The 15,365-nt window shown below is 41.0% G+C and carries 18 protein-coding genes and 1 pseudogene; 3 read left to right on the top strand and 16 right to left on the bottom strand.

What is annotated here, in order from left to right; translation table 11 throughout:
• Positions 1-41: 41 nt before the first annotated feature.
• The 6 genes from SYN7509_RS0214550 to SYN7509_RS0214575 all read right to left on the bottom strand — a co-directional run bounded on the left by SYN7509_RS0214550 (position 42) and on the right by SYN7509_RS0214575 (position 5,274).
• The gene (locus SYN7509_RS0214550; RefSeq protein WP_009630992.1) at positions 42-677 is read right to left on the bottom strand and encodes an NADH-quinone oxidoreductase subunit J; all 636 of its coding nucleotides are present in this window, start codon (positions 675-677) and stop codon (positions 42-44) included.
• A gap of 66 nt (positions 678-743) precedes the next feature.
• Complete coding sequence (ndhI, locus tag SYN7509_RS0214555; RefSeq protein ID WP_009630991.1) at positions 744-1,337, bottom strand: NAD(P)H-quinone oxidoreductase subunit I; 594 nt, start codon at positions 1,335-1,337, stop codon at positions 744-746.
• 34 nt (positions 1,338-1,371) lie between these two features.
• The gene (nuoH, locus tag SYN7509_RS0214560) at positions 1,372-2,490 is read right to left on the bottom strand and encodes an NADH-quinone oxidoreductase subunit NuoH (protein ID WP_009630990.1); all 1,119 of its coding nucleotides are present in this window, start codon (positions 2,488-2,490) and stop codon (positions 1,372-1,374) included.
• A 166-nt stretch (positions 2,491-2,656) separates the two neighbouring features.
• Positions 2,657-3,793, bottom strand: coding sequence for a citrate synthase (locus SYN7509_RS0214565; RefSeq protein ID WP_009630989.1), 1,137 nt, complete (start codon positions 3,791-3,793; stop codon positions 2,657-2,659).
• A gap of 84 nt (positions 3,794-3,877) precedes the next feature.
• On the bottom strand, positions 3,878-4,678 hold the full coding sequence (gene rsmA, locus SYN7509_RS0214570) for a 16S rRNA (adenine(1518)-N(6)/adenine(1519)-N(6))-dimethyltransferase RsmA (RefSeq protein ID WP_009630988.1): 801 nt from the start codon (positions 4,676-4,678) through the stop codon (positions 3,878-3,880).
• The gene (locus SYN7509_RS0214575; protein WP_009630987.1) at positions 4,672-5,274 is read right to left on the bottom strand and encodes a DNA-3-methyladenine glycosylase; all 603 of its coding nucleotides are present in this window, start codon (positions 5,272-5,274) and stop codon (positions 4,672-4,674) included. The genes rsmA and SYN7509_RS0214575 overlap by 7 nt, the downstream gene beginning before the upstream one ends.
• A gap of 418 nt (positions 5,275-5,692) precedes the next feature.
• Between SYN7509_RS0214575 and SYN7509_RS26020 the strand changes: the two genes are divergently transcribed.
• The gene (locus SYN7509_RS26020) at positions 5,693-7,372 is read left to right on the top strand and encodes an MBL fold metallo-hydrolase (RefSeq protein ID WP_051482585.1); all 1,680 of its coding nucleotides are present in this window, start codon (positions 5,693-5,695) and stop codon (positions 7,370-7,372) included.
• Positions 7,373-7,557: 185 nt separating this feature from the next.
• On the opposite strand, the gene SYN7509_RS0214585 is transcribed toward SYN7509_RS26020, so the two are convergent.
• From SYN7509_RS0214585 to SYN7509_RS26030, 7 genes and pseudogenes are all read right to left on the bottom strand, one after another.
• A complete protein-coding gene (locus tag SYN7509_RS0214585; protein ID WP_009630985.1) occupies positions 7,558-7,869 on the bottom strand; it encodes a DUF6679 family protein in 312 nt (103 codons plus the stop codon).
• A gap of 952 nt (positions 7,870-8,821) precedes the next feature.
• Positions 8,822-9,232, bottom strand: coding sequence for a DNA cytosine methyltransferase (locus SYN7509_RS30725; RefSeq protein WP_028954332.1), 411 nt, complete (start codon positions 9,230-9,232; stop codon positions 8,822-8,824).
• Positions 9,233-9,502: 270 nt separating this feature from the next.
• On the bottom strand, positions 9,503-9,643 hold the full coding sequence (locus tag SYN7509_RS31760) for a DNA cytosine methyltransferase (RefSeq protein WP_202807235.1): 141 nt from the start codon (positions 9,641-9,643) through the stop codon (positions 9,503-9,505).
• Positions 9,616-9,912, bottom strand: a pseudogene (locus SYN7509_RS31765) (DNA cytosine methyltransferase). The gene SYN7509_RS31760 and the pseudogene SYN7509_RS31765 overlap by 28 nt, the downstream one beginning before the upstream one ends.
• Positions 9,913-9,943: 31 nt before the next feature.
• A complete protein-coding gene (locus tag SYN7509_RS0214605; RefSeq protein WP_009630980.1) occupies positions 9,944-10,528 on the bottom strand; it encodes a PAP/fibrillin family protein in 585 nt (194 codons plus the stop codon).
• A gap of 177 nt (positions 10,529-10,705) precedes the next feature.
• Positions 10,706-10,888 (bottom strand): hypothetical protein, encoded by a 183-nt coding sequence (locus tag SYN7509_RS29765; protein ID WP_148297997.1) that lies wholly within the window; start codon positions 10,886-10,888, stop codon positions 10,706-10,708.
• 8 nt (positions 10,889-10,896) lie between these two features.
• Positions 10,897-11,199, bottom strand: a complete 303-nt coding sequence (locus tag SYN7509_RS26030; protein WP_009630979.1) for a hypothetical protein — start codon at positions 11,197-11,199, stop codon at positions 10,897-10,899.
• 110 nt (positions 11,200-11,309) lie between these two features.
• On the opposite strand from SYN7509_RS26030, the gene SYN7509_RS0214615 reads away from it, so the two are divergent.
• Entirely contained in the window at positions 11,310-12,494 is a 1,185-nt protein-coding gene (locus tag SYN7509_RS0214615) for an RNA-guided endonuclease InsQ/TnpB family protein (RefSeq protein ID WP_028954175.1), read from the top strand.
• A gap of 3 nt (positions 12,495-12,497) precedes the next feature.
• Here SYN7509_RS0214615 and SYN7509_RS26035 read toward each other — a convergent pair whose 3' ends face one another.
• Together SYN7509_RS26035 and SYN7509_RS0214625 are read right to left on the bottom strand one after the other, a co-directional pair.
• Positions 12,498-12,941 (bottom strand): class I SAM-dependent methyltransferase, encoded by a 444-nt coding sequence (locus SYN7509_RS26035; RefSeq protein WP_009630554.1) that lies wholly within the window; start codon positions 12,939-12,941, stop codon positions 12,498-12,500.
• A gap of 49 nt (positions 12,942-12,990) precedes the next feature.
• Positions 12,991-13,539 carry an RNA 2'-phosphotransferase gene (locus SYN7509_RS0214625; protein ID WP_009630555.1) on the bottom strand — a complete coding sequence of 183 codons (549 nt, stop codon included), beginning with the start codon at positions 13,537-13,539 and terminating at the stop codon, positions 12,991-12,993.
• 49 nt (positions 13,540-13,588) lie between these two features.
• Between SYN7509_RS0214625 and SYN7509_RS0214630 the strand changes: the two genes are divergently transcribed.
• Complete coding sequence (locus tag SYN7509_RS0214630; protein WP_009630556.1) at positions 13,589-14,155, top strand: Uma2 family endonuclease; 567 nt, start codon at positions 13,589-13,591, stop codon at positions 14,153-14,155.
• A gap of 1 nt (position 14,156) precedes the next feature.
• Here SYN7509_RS0214630 and SYN7509_RS0214635 read toward each other — a convergent pair whose 3' ends face one another.
• The gene (locus SYN7509_RS0214635) at positions 14,157-15,365 is read right to left on the bottom strand and encodes an AAA family ATPase (protein WP_009630557.1); all 1,209 of its coding nucleotides are present in this window, start codon (positions 15,363-15,365) and stop codon (positions 14,157-14,159) included.

Consider the following 15,365-nt stretch of genomic DNA (forward strand, 5'->3'; position numbering starts at 1 on the left):
CTGATTTGTAGAGACACGCCTAACCGTGTCCCCACACCAATCTACCCGCGCTTACCATCATCAAGACTGCTAGTTTTATCGCTAGACACCCCAACAAGTTCCCTGGGACGTTCTGCTAGAGTCAAAATCGGCTGTTGTTTTGTAGGCGACATAGTTTGATCGGGCAAAAATTCGCGCCGTGCGAGGATAATCGCCCCTACCATTGCAATTAATAACAAGATTGAAGCAAGCTCAAAAGGCAATAAAAAGTCTGTAAAAAAATGCTCTCCAATGGTAATTGTCGAACTACTACCGGGTATCGTAGTCGGCGAAAGTTTCCAAGGAGTAGCCAAAATCATCACACTCAGTAAACTAAATATGCCTGCACTAACTATTGCTGTTAGCGTTGGACGCAACCAGGCATTTTTCATCGGCTTAAAAGTTTCACGTTTGTTTACAAGCATAATTGCAAACAAAATCAATACGTTTACCGCCCCGATGTAAATTAATACTTGAGCGGCGGCTACAAAGTCCGCATTGAGTAGTAAATACATCCCCGCAATGGCAATAAACACCCCTCCCAGCAGAAAGGCAGAATAAACGATATTAGATAACAGCACTACTCCTAACGCTGCGGCAATCATCATAAATGCGAGAATGCCGAACGAAACAATTTGTACGCCTTCTGCTAAATTCACTTTTGTATTAGTCTCCTTATTGGCTAATAGTTTTGAGCCTATGGACAATAGACTCAAAACTTAAAACTATTTCGTCGCTGGTTTTTCTTGCTCGGCAATTTCTTCGGGCATTTTACCAACGCGGCGGCTACCAGTGGGTAAGTTGTGGGGTTCTAAAACGCCTTTAGGTAAGTAGACAAATTCTCTTAGTGGTGTCACCATCGGGTCGTCGGTGACTTTGTAAGGCAAACGTCCCAAGGCTACGCTGTCATAATTTAACTCATGGCGATCGTAGGTAGAAAGATCGTACTCCTCGGTCATTGACAAACAGTTTGTCGGGCAATATTCCACGCAATTACCGCAAAAAATACAAACCCCAAAATCAATACTGTAGTGCTTGAGTTTTTTCTTTTTGCTGGCTTTATCAAATTCCCAATCAACTACAGGCAAGTTAATCGGACAAACTCGAACGCAAACTTCGCAGGAAATACACTTATCAAATTCAAAGTGAATTCGTCCCCGAAACCGCTCCGAAGGAATCAATTTTTCGTAAGGATACTGTACAGTTATCGGTCGTCGCTGCATATGGTCAAAGGTGACAGATAGCCCTTGACCAATGTATCGAGCAGCTTGTACCGTTTCTTTGGCGTAATCCCCAACTTGCTTAAGAAACTTGAACATAGGTAGTGTATCTCTCTAATTTTTAAGAAATCGCTTAACCGCCAAAAGCAACGGGAAAGGATAATTTCAAGGCGGCAGTTATGAGCAGGTTAACTAAACCTACTGGGAGTAAAAACTTCCATCCTAAATCTAACAACTGGTCAATTCTGACTCTAGGAACAGTCCAGCGCAGCAAAATCGCCACAAATATCAAAAAGTAAGCTTTTAGTACGGTCATAGTGATGCCTAATGAAGCATCAATTAGCTGCAACCACGAACTTGTTTCACTGACTCCGAACAAGTTGGCGAATAATTCAATCGGAATGGGAAAATCCCAACCACCCAAATACAAAACCGCTACTAGCAAAGAAGAAAGCAACAAGTTTACATAAGATCCCAAGTAAAAAAGCCCGAACTTCATACCAGCGTACTCGGTTTGATAACCTGCGACTAATTCCTCCTCCGCTTCGGGTAAGTCAAAGGGCATCCGTTCGCATTCGGCTAGTACCGAGATCCAAAAGATCATAAAACCGATAGGCTGTCGCCAGACATTCCAGCCCAAAATCCCGTAACCCGATTGTTGATTAACAATGTCTACCGTACTCAGGCTATTAGACATCATCACGATCGCAAGTACAGCCAATGATAGCGGAATCTCATAACTAATCGACTGAGCGGCGGCTCTTAATCCTCCTAGCAAGGAGTATTTATTATTAGAGGAGTAGCCAGCCATTAATAAGCCAATCGGCTGAATGCTAGATAAAGCAATCCATAAAAACACCCCCGTACCAACATCTGTAATTACAAGATTCTGTCCAAAAGGGACTACTAAGTAAGACAGAAACACGGGAATTACAACAATAATTGGGCCTAAAGTAAATAGCAGAGGGTCGGCTTTTGCCGGGACTACATCTTCTTTAAAAACTAATTTCAGTCCATCAGCTACCGGAGCAAGTAACCCAAAAGGCCCCATAAAATCCGGGCCAATACGTTGTTGGGCGGCAGCAGAAATTTTCCTCTCTAGCCAGGTAGTAACTAATACCCCTACCGTTGCACCAATAATCATTAATATCATTGGTAATGGCATCCAAATAGCTTTTGCTGTACCCGCAGGTAAGCCTAGCTGAATTAGAGATTCAATAAAAGTTCCTTGGAGGTCTATTCCTGAATTCATGTTTGCGCTCTTTACATCATTGATTCCGTCAGTTATTTACAAAGCGGTTGGGCTATTGCTGCAAGGCTTGTAAATTTCCTCTGTAAGGCTATCTAAAAATCACCGCTTGGGCGTAAAGATTTTTTACACATTCCACTGCTTAGTATATCGTTGCTTAGAACTCCGTTTATCTTTGCTCAATGGGAATGTAAGCTTCTTTATGCAAACCTTTATAAACTTGGCTAGGGCGAAAAATGCGGTTTTCGGCTAGTTGTTCTTTCCAGTGTGCCAGCCAACCAGCCACCCGTGCGATCGCAAATATTGGCGTAAATAAGTCTGTTGGGATTCCTAACTTTCCATACACTAAACCTGAGTAGAAGTCAACATTTGGATAAATCCCTTTATGTCCGAGTTTTTCGGACACAACTTGTTCCATTTCTAGAGCAATATCGTAGTATTTATCATGCCCAAACTTCTCAAACAGTTGCTCTACCAAGTTTTGCAAAATAGTTGCTCTAGGATCTTTGACTTTATAAACCCGATGACCAAAGCCCATAATCTTAGCTTTGCGTTGCAGGCGTTCGTCCAAGTAGGGGCGGACATTTTCTACAGAGCCAATTTCTTCTAGCATCCCAATTACTTCTTCATTAGCGCCGCCATGCAAAGTCCCGCCCAACGTACCAACGGCGGAAGCAACTACAGCATAAGGATCGGTCAAAGTAGAAGCGGTGACTCTGGCGCTAAAAGTAGAGGCATTCATTGTATGCTCGGCGTGTAAAGTAAGACAAACATCAAGAATCCGTGCTGATAAAGGGTCGGGTTCTTTTTCACTGAGCATATAGAGAAAGTTTGCCGCGTAATCCAAGTCATCGCGGGGACGCACGGGGTCGTTACCTTTACGCATGAGTTGAAAGGCTGCCACCATCGTCGGAATCGTTGCTAGGAGGCGCACTACCGCATCGCGGATGTAAATAGGGTTATCTAAGTCGCGGCGGGAGTAAAACAAGCCCAAAGCGGCGGCGGAGGCTTGCAGAGCATCCATTGGGTGTCCGCTTTCGGGAAAACTTTTCATCATATCCCGGATGCGATATTTGATCCGGCGGTGATAGCGAACTTCATGCTCAAACTCGGCAAGTTCTTGTTGGTTTGGCAGTTTTCCCCAAATTAATAAGTAGGACGTTTCCAAAAACGTACTTTTTTCGGCTAATTCTTCAATACGGATGCCACGATACTCTAGTATTCCCTGTTGTCCATCAACATAGCTAATACTAGATTCGGCGGCGGGTATGCCTTCCAATCCGGGCTTAAATTCGCATAGAGACATAGCTACACCAACAAAAATTAATAATTACTAAATAATACTCAGGCTAACTTATCAGAAACTGCTGCAACTATTGCATTTTTTCTTTTAAACTTCTAGGCGATCGCTCAAAGCAACCCATTGCGCTACACTCAAATCCTCCGCGCGAACTTGGGGGTTGATATCTAATTGTTCCAGCAATTGAGTAAATTTGTCTCGTTCTACTACAGAAATCAGATTATTTCTCAGCATTTTGCGCTTAGTTGCAAAACCCAGTTTTACCAGAGTCTCCAAATTTCGGGGATTAGTAGCGGCGGGTAATATTTGCCGGGGACGCAGCCTAACAACGGCGGAATCTACTTTTGGTGGGGGTGAAAAGCATTGAGCAGGTACGGGACAAACTAATTCGCATTCTGCTAAATACTGAACTCGCACCGATAGCGCCCCAAAAGCTCTATTACCAGGTTTGGCATACAAGCGCTCGGCGACTTCTTTTTGCACCAGTAGCACAATCGAATCAAAGCTTTGCACCGGTGGGGTTGAAATTTTGCCCAACAACTTTTCTAAAATTGGCCCAGTAATATTGTAAGGAATATTTGCCACCACTTTATTAAGATCCTTGCAGGCATCATAATCTGGCAATGCTAGGCTAAGAATATCTCCTTGCAGTAGTAAAAAATTACTAACTTTACCGAGTTGCTTTACTAATAAAGCGCACAAATCCCGGTCAATTTCCACCGCTACTACCGATTGCGCCAGGGGTAATAATTGACGAGTTAATACTCCTGTACCTGGCCCAATTTCCAAAATGCGATCGCTTTTTGTAATTTCTGCGGCTTTAATTATTTGGTGCAGTACCTTTTCACTTTTTAGCCAATGTTGGGCAAAAATCTTACGCGCTCTTACCACTTTGAAACCGCCGGACAATTTTCGATGTACCACCGCCAGGGTAACTCTACACCTTTAGAGATACCAATGCGGGTAGTTTGCACAAAATTAATCTCTTTTGTTGCCAATTTATTTATAAATTCCCCACCGCGATGCTCTAACCACAGCGCTGATCCGCTCTGCAACGGCACACCATTTAAACTGCGATCTATTTGCATCGCTCGACACAATTTACCTGGACCGGCGGCAAACTTTTGTAAATTTTCTCCTTCGGGTACTTTTTCCAACTGCAAAGCCCGAATTAGTACCGCACTCGGCACTCCATCTAAGTCTGTGACTACATTAAAACAGTGGTAAATGCCGTAAATTAGATAAACGTAACTTCTCCCTGGCGCTCCAAAAACAACATCATTGCGACTTGTACGGCTTTTGTAAGCATGAAAAGCTGGATCTCCTACTGCATAAGCTTCCGTTTCTACAATTGCGCCCCGGATAATTTGCCCATCTGGTAATTGACGTACCAGCACGCAGCCTAAAAGCAGTGGTGCAACTTCTATTGCGGGACGTGCTAGAAAGTTTGGCTCGACAATCTGATTGAATACCGTTGAATTAAACAAAGCAAATTAGCTAAAGTAACATTGCACTGGTCTAGCTCAATTGTAATAATTACAAGGCAAGCAGTACAACTATTTGGAGACGAGCAAAAATGGATGTCAAGCTGATATTGGTAGGGTTAACGGTAATATTTACAATCTCTTGCCTATTTTTTGGGACTAAAAATGGGTTCTATGACTCTAAAAACTATCATGGTAATGGCTCGGCTCACTAAATTAAAGCTAAATAAAATTTAATGTTTTTACCCCCTCACCTGTGCCAGTTTGGAGAAGAAAGGTATCTGCTAGAGTCATAATCTTATTTTCTCTTGAGCAGGTGTGGTAATGCAAAAAACCTCAACTTGGATGCATATATTGAAAAGACTTCGCGCCGTCAAACCCAGACGAGCGTTAATCTTTGCCATCTTAGTTTTTATTAGCAATGAGGAGTAATCATCCACCCTCCTCTAGCATTAATATGGGAGGCTCGGAACTAGAATGTTTAGCTTATGGCGTTCACCATCAAGATGAAGGTGTCTGTCTATTAGTGCGAATGGGCCCGTACCGGATTTTGCTTGACTGTGGAATAGAAGATATTTCGCCGCTCCAAGCAACGGAAAACCCCGCCGACTTAGTTTTATGTAGCCATGCTCATGCCGACCATGCTAGAGGCTTATTAGCCCTACATCAAGCTTTTCCTAATTTACCTATCTATGCTAGTGAAGCCACAACGAGGTTATTACCTTTAAATTGGCAAGGTGTAGATGCTCAAGAATTTTGTCATGCTTTACCTTGGCGATCGCCTATTGAATTTCATAATGGCTTAGTTGTGCAATTGTTCCCCGCCGGACACTTACCCGGAGCGGCGGCAATTTTACTTACCTACACTAACGCCCAACGCTCTTACAAACTACTTTATACAGGGGATTTTTTCTTATCAAATTCCCGCTTAGTGGATGGATTGGCTCTAGAGGAATTACGCGGCTTAGAGCCAGATGTACTAATTATTGAAGGCAGTTATGGTACTTCTCGTCATCCCCACCGCCGCACTCAAGAAAATACTTTAGCAGAACGCATTGATCGCGCGATCGCCTCAAACCATTCTGTCTTAATGCCTACCCCAACTCTGGGCTTGGGTCAAGAAATTTTAATGTTACTTCGCAGCCACCATAATTTTACTGGACGCGACTTAGATATTTGGGTAGATGGCAGCGTCGCCACTGGTTGCGATGCCTACTTGCAACTGCTGCCTTACCTACCAGCTTCCGTACAAAACTTTGCCCGTCATCAGCCCTTATTTTGGGATGAGCGCGTTCGTCCTCGGATGCGGCGTTTACAACCTAATCAGCAGCTTCCCAGTACACGACCTTATATAATTTTGACCGATGACACCAAAAATTTAAGCCAATATTGCCAGCCAGATCCTGAAGCTTGGCGCATCTTTTTACCAGAAAAACCTGGTTATTCCGGAATAAATTCTCTGACAACTAATCTATCTTCCGCCAGTATTGAAACCTACTTACTTGCCCAACATAGTGATGGACCTGGCACTACACAACTGATTCACAACTTACGCCCTCAAGACGTAATTTTTATTCATGGCTCTCCTACTTACTTAGCGGACTTAACAAGCTTAGAGGAATTACAAAATCGCTATCATTTACATTGTCCGTCGGCGGGTACTTTGATAGAACTAAGAATTGGTGAGATGTTTTTACAACCGCCAGCGCCGTCAGAAACTAGCTATGAAGGCGAACTTAATGAATTGGATAGTATAGTCACAATTACCCTCCCCGATAGCGTTACTACTGACCCCCGTTGGCGAAACTTTGCTGATACTGGTCTGTTATCGGCGCGTTGGCAAGGAGAAGAATTAGTATTGCGGGGTTTATCCTCTCGTGAATTGCTCAATACTACTAATAACGATATCTTCGCTTGTCCTAACTTAAACTGCTGCGGTACTTGTAAATTTCACTGGGGACAACGTTGTTGGAATCAAGCTTCTCCTCTATTTGGCTTTAAAGTAACACCCGAAGGCTATTGCCCTGTCTTTGAACGCCTTGAGAAACCTAATAACAATTTTTCTACAGAAATCGAGGAGTCAAGTGAGGAAGAAACATAGGCTCGAATAGTCAGGTTAAAGCAAAAAGTGCAAAAAAATTAAATTTTTTTGCACTTTTTTAATTACAGCACTTCTGCACTAAGTCCTTAAACAGGTAGCTTTGATTCCTCGATTTAAGAGAATTTAGGGGAAATCAAAGCTAATAGGGTATTCTTTGCATAAGTCTTAAATTAAATATTTTTACCTTACTCAGGATTTGAATCGTTGTGATGATTAGGAATTCGCTCTGCCTCTGGGCAGTCGTCAGAAATAAGAGGGTCAAAATTACCTCTAGGTACAGATGCTAGTTTTTGAGATATCGCACCAATACTTTCTAAACGAATCATTTCTTCCCAAGAAGAAACTTCATCCTCGTCATCAATTTCGTGACGTAAAGTTACTAAATCTCCTTCTATATCGATGATGCGGGCGCGTTCAATCCAGCGTTGCTGATCTCTTAAGAAAATAGATACTTCACGCCCATCGCAACACAGTTGATAAATCTTGCGGTGTAGCATGTATTGCTTCTGCCTTTTTAAATGTGGTTAATTCTGTGAGTTCGTGGAATTTTGACCAGGAAATTTTGCCTAGTTGAGGCTCATCTACCAATCGAATCCTCAGTAGCGATAGATATTTAGTTAGCGACTTGGCGTTTTTTAGATATTTCATGTAGATTTTGCGTCACCATCTATATTGTCGCTCCCGAATCTAAAACGGGTTCCCTAGCATGGATGCGGATAATTTTTTAGGACGTGCGACTTCAACTTATCTAAGCTGTAGAAAGCAAGGGTTGCTTTTCCTTTGTCCAAAATTCTCATCTAATTTTCATCCTGCCGCCGGGTGCGGCTGTTTGAGTGTTGACCTTGGCTTGGAGTACGGTTTCTCTAATAAAGTTTAACCCAACATAAACAATATTAACTTATTCTTTAGCGGAGTTTACAAATTAAGCGGCGGCTTAACTATTTTTTTGTAATGCTATATCGGCAATAATTTATAAATAAGCTTGTTTTTGCTGCATTTTAGGCGTATATCTCAGTTGTTCTGTATCTAAAAATTTGCTTCTAGCGATAGAGCTACTCCTGTTGGAGTGGAGCTGAATAACACTATCTTTACGTATTTCTTTTGGTCGCTCCGACTAGGTAGGGAGGTTGGCGATACATTCTGCTCTATTAGTTGCATCAGACCAATTAGATTTTTGGCATGAAGTTTCAGTTTATGGTGAGGCTACCAAAACTACCTTACTTCTAAAGGAGTCTTTAAAAAAGCTCAAATTTTACGCCTTTGGCTGTCTAACGTCACTTTTTTGATTAATAATAATTGTTCCTGTTTTTTGACATATTCCTCTTTTGTCACTTTCCGGAGTAAGTCTTGCTGTGAAAGAGTTGCAGCCATTAATTGAGTAAGCTAATTGTTGTTATGAAAAAATCGAGCTATTGCTTTCTCTAGAAGGCTTCTAGGATTCAGAAATGATCAAAGTTTTCGGAGTCTGACATAAGATGGATATATAAAACTTAAGCTAATTTGTGTTGGCAAATAGTTTATATACTCATTGTTTTGTTTTTGCTCTTTACTAAATAAATCTTTCTTTATAGCTTGGGCGAGCGTATAACTAAAATTGACAGAAACAACATTTTCAATCATTTTATAGGCTGCAATTATATTTTTATAATAAAAAATAAAGTTATCTGGGAAAGTTTGAACTCTTGCACACTCTCGAATAGTCAATTTTCTGTATTGTGCTGGAGATTTAGGGTCGAAAATCCACTTATCTAGTCCTACATCAATCATTTTACTTGCTTGCGGATGAATGGGAGCATAACGACCACCAGCTTGAATCGTGAAAGAGAGTTCATCCCAAGAACGAACTTGACTTCGTGACATAATAGTTGCCAGAAAATCCACTTTGCATATATTCATGATTTGCAATAATGTAAGTTTGATTTTTCAAACTATTCGCAGGTTATAGTGTTTATCATAGATACCATATTGCTTGTTGTAGGGTAGAAATATGAGTTATTTTTGCTATTGAATTAAAAAAAACTGCCTGTTTAAACTTTGATGATAGACAGCAAATAGAACTCGTTTTCTATCTTGAAAACGTTATAATTTAAGGCATTGAGTAGTTAGAAAGAGACAATATAGTTAGCTTTTTTAAAAAATAACAATATTTTCAATAGAGCTATGATATTTTTTATGAAGTATTCCTGAGACATTTTCAGCTAAGAAAAATAATGGCTGTTTATATTGCAAAATTTTTACATAATCTAAAATAAAAAAAGCTGTCCTCGGCAATCATCAATACCTCGTTGAGTGCCAGCTTCACACCAGCTTTGACAAGGAGTCCCGCCAATAAATCAAATGCAATCTGGTATTTCTTGAGAATCAATTTTTCTAATATCTCGTTTATCTATAAATAATGTTGTGTGATAATTTTTTTCATAAATTTCCTAAATATCTTTATCAAATTTATTTGCCCACATAATATTGAGTCCAGCTTGAGAAAAACCTAAGTCAAGCCCACCACAACCAGAAAAAAGTGATGTATTTTCATGATCGCTCATTTCGTCAATTTATGCCATTTGAATTGCAAACTTAAACTTTAGTTAGTACAAATACGCTGCCTTCATTGCCGCGCCCAATTCGCAAATCATTATCTAAGTACGTGATATCTAGCCATCCTTGTTGTTCGCGGCTATCTAAAGCAAAATCAACGGCGGCGAACTTTTGTCCCTGCTCAATTTGTTGAATAAAACTAGCCGGGGATTGGTAGCTAATTAAGCGTTGCAAACCCAAGATCGAGCGCTTGAATTTTACTTGCACTCGTCGTTGGGAGAGGGGTTCAAATTTCGCCGCTACGCTTACTAATCCTTCTAAATAAGGTAAGCCGTAGATTTCGGCAATGTTGTAAATACTGCTAGTTTGAACTCGAATTGATTGATAGATTTGACCAAGTTTTAATAAAGGAAATCGATCGATATTTAGTAAACCGGAACTTGTAGTATAAAGCAGTCGCCAGTCGCCCTCTAGTAGCTCAGAAGCCTCTACAGGACTCGATGTAGGGTTGCGCTCCTCTAATTGAGCGATCGCGCCTAATATTGCCACTTTTTCTGGCTCTGTTGCTAGTAACCCGCGATTTTTCCCTGCGATCGCTTCCATGAGTGCTAATTTTCCAAACATTGCTTTAATGATAATTTTCTGGGTTTATCCTAACTATTATCTCCTTTAGCCTTTTAAATTCAATTTTCTTTGCTCAACACCCAAAGTTTGGGATCGCGCCATTCTCCATTAGCGTTCAATTGGGCGATCGCCCAGAGCAATTAGTAACCAATAGATGCGATCGCTCTGTTAGTTTGGCTATTTACTAATATTACTGAAGGCGATCGCTGCCAGCACAATTAGACCTAACAGCACCAAAGGAACGAGCAGATTAGGAAGATCGGATAGGTGCATAGATTTAGATGAATTTTTAGACCATTTTCCCAGTGTTAGCTGAGAAAGTGCGATCGCAGCCCTTGAATTGGCTAAACATAAGTACAATCGGTAATTCAGGCGATTTTAATGCACAGATACTCAGCATAAGTTGGTGTATTATAGTTTGCTTCTACGATTTTAAAACCCGCTCTAGTTAACATTCCCTCAATAATCCATCCATAGGTGCTATGCTCATCGCGCACGTGCATCTCAAAGTCTCTGATTGTCCAACCTTCACCTTCAGGTTTTGCAACTTCCCTAATCCATTTATCAATTGAGGCTTCATAGTTTGCAGGTGAAAATGAGAAAACTACATCTCGCAAATAGAAAACACCTTTCAACTTGAGCATTGCAGCAATTCTGAGAAAAGCTGTCATCGGGATTCTCCGGGAAACCCCGTTGCTTCAGCACGGGGAGGGATAGGAGGGGAATCGATGGGGTTCAACACCCCGGAGATTCCCACATATTTTGTGTTATAATGTGAGGTATGCAAAAAGCTTACCGTTACCGCGTTTACCCAACTTCCGAACAAGAAACCTTGTTGCGGAGAACTATGGGTTGTGCGCGTTTGGTTTACAACCGAGCGTTGGCTTCCCGGACGGAAGGTTGGTACGAAAGGCAAGAAAAGGTTGACTACATCAAAACTTCTGCCATGCTTACCCAATGGAAAAAGCAAGAAGACTTGCAATTTCTGAACGAGGTTAGCTGCGTACCTTTGCAGCAAGGACTTAGACACTTGCAAAAAGCCTTTGCAAACTTTTGGGCGGGACACGCTAAGTATCCCAACTTTAAAAAGAAGCATAATGGTGGCTCTGCTGAGTTCACTAAGTCCGCTTTTAAGTGGAAGGATGGGCAAGTATGGCTTGCCAAGTGTACTGAAGCGCTGCCGATTCGTTGGAGTAGGCAACTGCCCAAGGGATGCGAACCGTCTACCATCACGGTCAAGTTGGATGCGAGTGGGCGATTCCACGTTTCTTTGCTCGTAGACACAGTGATTGAACCATTGCCAAAATCCAATAAATCTATTGGTTTGGATATGGGGATAACTAGCTTGATTGCTACCAGTAATGGGGACAAAATCGCTAATCCCAAGCACTTTAAACGCAGAATCGCAAAGCTTAGACGAGTCCAGAAATCTTTGTCTCGTAAGCAGAAGGGGTCGAACAATCGACATAAGCAAAGGCTCAAAGTAGCCAAAGTACATGGACAAATAACTGATAGTCGCAAAGACTTTTTGCATAAGCTAACTACTCAACTGGTGAACGAAAACCAAACCATCGTGGTTGAGGATTTGGCAATCAAAAACATGGTCAAAAACCATAAATTGGCGCTCTCGATTAGCGATGCTAGTTGGGGTGAATTTGTCCGCCAGCTTGCTTACAAGTGCGAGTGGCACGGGCGAGAACTGATTAAAATTGACCGATGGTTTCCTTCCTCCAAAAGGTGCGGAAACTGTGGGCATATAGTAGACAAAATGCCGTTGAATGTACGTGAGTGGGATTGTCCTAAGTGTCAAACTAACCATGACCGTGATATCAACGCGAGTAGGAATATACTTGCCGCAGGGCTTGCGGTGTCAGTCTGTGGAGCGAACATAAGACCCGATAGGCAAGAGTCTAAAAGGCAGTTGCAAAAAACCCGAAAGGGAAAGAAACAGAAACCTAAGTCGTGAGTCTTAGGAATCCCCGTACCTTAAGGTCGGGGAGGAGGTCAATTTCCAGAAATCAGGCAAAATGTGAAGTGCATTTTTGGTGACAACAAAATCAGCTAAATTGTTTTGATGTTCGTAACTTAAAAATCCTGCTTGATGAAAACTAATATTAGTAACACCTGCTTTTTGCGCTTTACTCTGAGCATAAGTAAGCATCGTTTTTGAGATATCAACAGCATGGACAGAAGCGCCAGTAAGTGAGGCTTGGAGGGCAAAATTACCTGTACCTGCACCCAAATCGATAACAGAATGCTCCGCAGCAATCCCTAATCGAGCAACTAAATCCTGCTCTTTATCTAATGTACTTGCAGTTTGATTGCGATCATAAGCTTCAACTTGCGCTGTATCCTCGAAGTCAACACCAGCCATATTGAACTCATTAAAATACCAAGCGGGGAAAGAAACCATAATCTAATTTGTTATAGTTGCCTAATTTAACTTATAAGTTATTTCCGATTTAATCCAACTGTTGCAAATACTCTGGTGGAACGCTATCAACTAGCCATACCCCATTAGCCGAACAGTAAAATGTATAACCTGACTGGTGCATCACCGTCGCATCTACCGCCAAAACTACAGGTTTACCATGTCTTGCGCCGACATTAAGCGAAGTCGCTCTATCTGTAGATAAATGTACGTGATGGCGAGACATTTTGCTCAACCCTGTCTGCATAATTTGAGCGATCGCACTCTCACCCGTACCATGATAAAGCACCTCTGGCGGAATCACAGGTTCTAGTTGCAAATCTACCTCTACGCTGTGTCCTTGATTGGCGCGAATTAGAGTACCTGTAGAATCGAAAGCAAAGCGTTGTTTATCGTTGGTGGCGACAACTTCCTCAAGCTGAAGACGGCTAATTGGGAAGGAATTTTTCTCACAAGCAGTTAATAATTGGTCTATAGAAACCCAACCACCAGGTAAAAGTTCAATCCCTAAGCGATCGGGTTGATGGCGTAGATGTTTGCTAAGATACCTACTGATTTTTACTAATTGAGAACCATTCATAAATGCTAGATTATATTTACTTGTTTAACTGATATAGTTAGTTTTACTTATGACTACAGTTACTCCAAAACGTTTTTCTTTAGCAGAATATCACCGTTTAATTGAGTTGGGTTTTTTTCAAGGAAACGAGCGAGTTGAGTTAATTAGAGGTCAAATTATCCAAATGGCAGCAAAAGGTACGCCTCATTCTGTTTGTAATACGCTGTTATTTGGTGAATTATTTACTCTTTTGCAAGGACAAGCAACTATACGCAACCAAGAACCAATTATTTTAGGTAATGATAGCGAACCCGAACCTGATTTAGTTATAGTTCGCAATCGAGGCGATCGCTATTTAGATAGTCATCCTGGTATTGCAGATATTTTATTAGTAATTGAGGTGTCAGATTCAACTCTAAAATACGACCAAGAAACTAAATTATCTCTCTACGCTGAATCGGGAATTGATAACTATTGGTTGTTTAATTTAGTGGCTAACTGTCTAGAAGCTTATAGCCAACCTTTTCAAATCACAGGTAAATTTGAGTATGCTAGAAAACAAGTTTATTTACCCAGTGCTGCAATTAATTTGCCTTTTTCAACTGTAACTCTCGATTTATCTAAAGTTTTTCCTTAAACTAAATAAAACGCTGAGTAAATTCGTAAATTAAATCAACTCTACCTTTACGTAACATAGCTGGATCTAGTCTTTCGGTAGTATTGCAAGTCATTAACACAACTAACTTTTGCTGTGATTGAATACCTGCTTCATCAATCACGCTTTGATACAAAGTACCGTCTAGTAAACTCAAAATATGCTCAGTTTTATTGTTAGATTGAGCAGCTATATTTGCTCTATTTTGAGCTAAATTATCTGCCTCATTAATAATTAAACAAATCCGCTCTAAATAACTAGGTGGTACAAAGTTTTCTACCGCATCATGGTCTAATATAAAAATTACATATCCCAAAGGCATCAAAATTTCTTTAGCTACCGCTTGCGTCCAAGCAGTTTTACCCGTACCTGGATCGCCTTGGACTAAAACAGCCAAATGATCTTGCTCTAAAATTGCTTGCTGTACTGTATCTGTAAAACTTTGAATATTTCTAGGAAATGTATTAATTGGAAACTGACTATTAACTTTTCCTACACGGCTTTGATAACCGCTTAACATGACTGCCAAATTGTAAGTAGCTTTGTTAACTATTTGCCCTAATTCTTTAGCAATTAAGGTAAATTGTCTCTGAGTTAAACCTGCATGACTTATTTGCAGCCAAAGCTCGTATTTAGACCAATAAGCTAAAACTACACCGACATTTTCTAAGCTTTTCCAATCAACAAATCGCTCTACAGGATAATAAAAATACCGATCTTGAAAGCGTTGAGTAATAGAATCGGGATGACCTAATATTTCTAGCACTTTAAGCACGGTAATTTCTTGCAAGCGATTGAGGACGTAATCAATCGGAATGCTGTCGCGGCTAACTTCTTGAGTGATAGGCGTTGCTGTACTCAAAACATCTTTGTAGTTATAATCTGGCGCTGGTGGTTCGGGGGTGATGTAGTCCCAAAATTCGTTTATATCCGAACGAGTGTAATCAGAAAAAACGTTTAAGATATTTGCCCACCAGCTATGATTAGTACGAGTAATAGCGTCCGCAAGATCGCTAACTAAATCTATAGTTTGGTGGGTAAGTTCGCCAGGATCGCTACTTGCAACCTGCCAAAGATAGCCTAAATCTATCTCCCTCTGCAATGGTTTCCAACCAGCGCCTAATAAATCTCGATCTTTGACTTCGCGGTATTGAGGATTGCTTTCATAATTGCTAAAGTGTCTAACGCCCAT

Origin of the sequence: Synechocystis sp. PCC 7509 (assembly GCF_000332075.2) — a bacterium.
Classification (GTDB): domain Bacteria; phylum Cyanobacteriota; class Cyanobacteriia; order Cyanobacteriales; family Chroococcidiopsidaceae; genus Aliterella.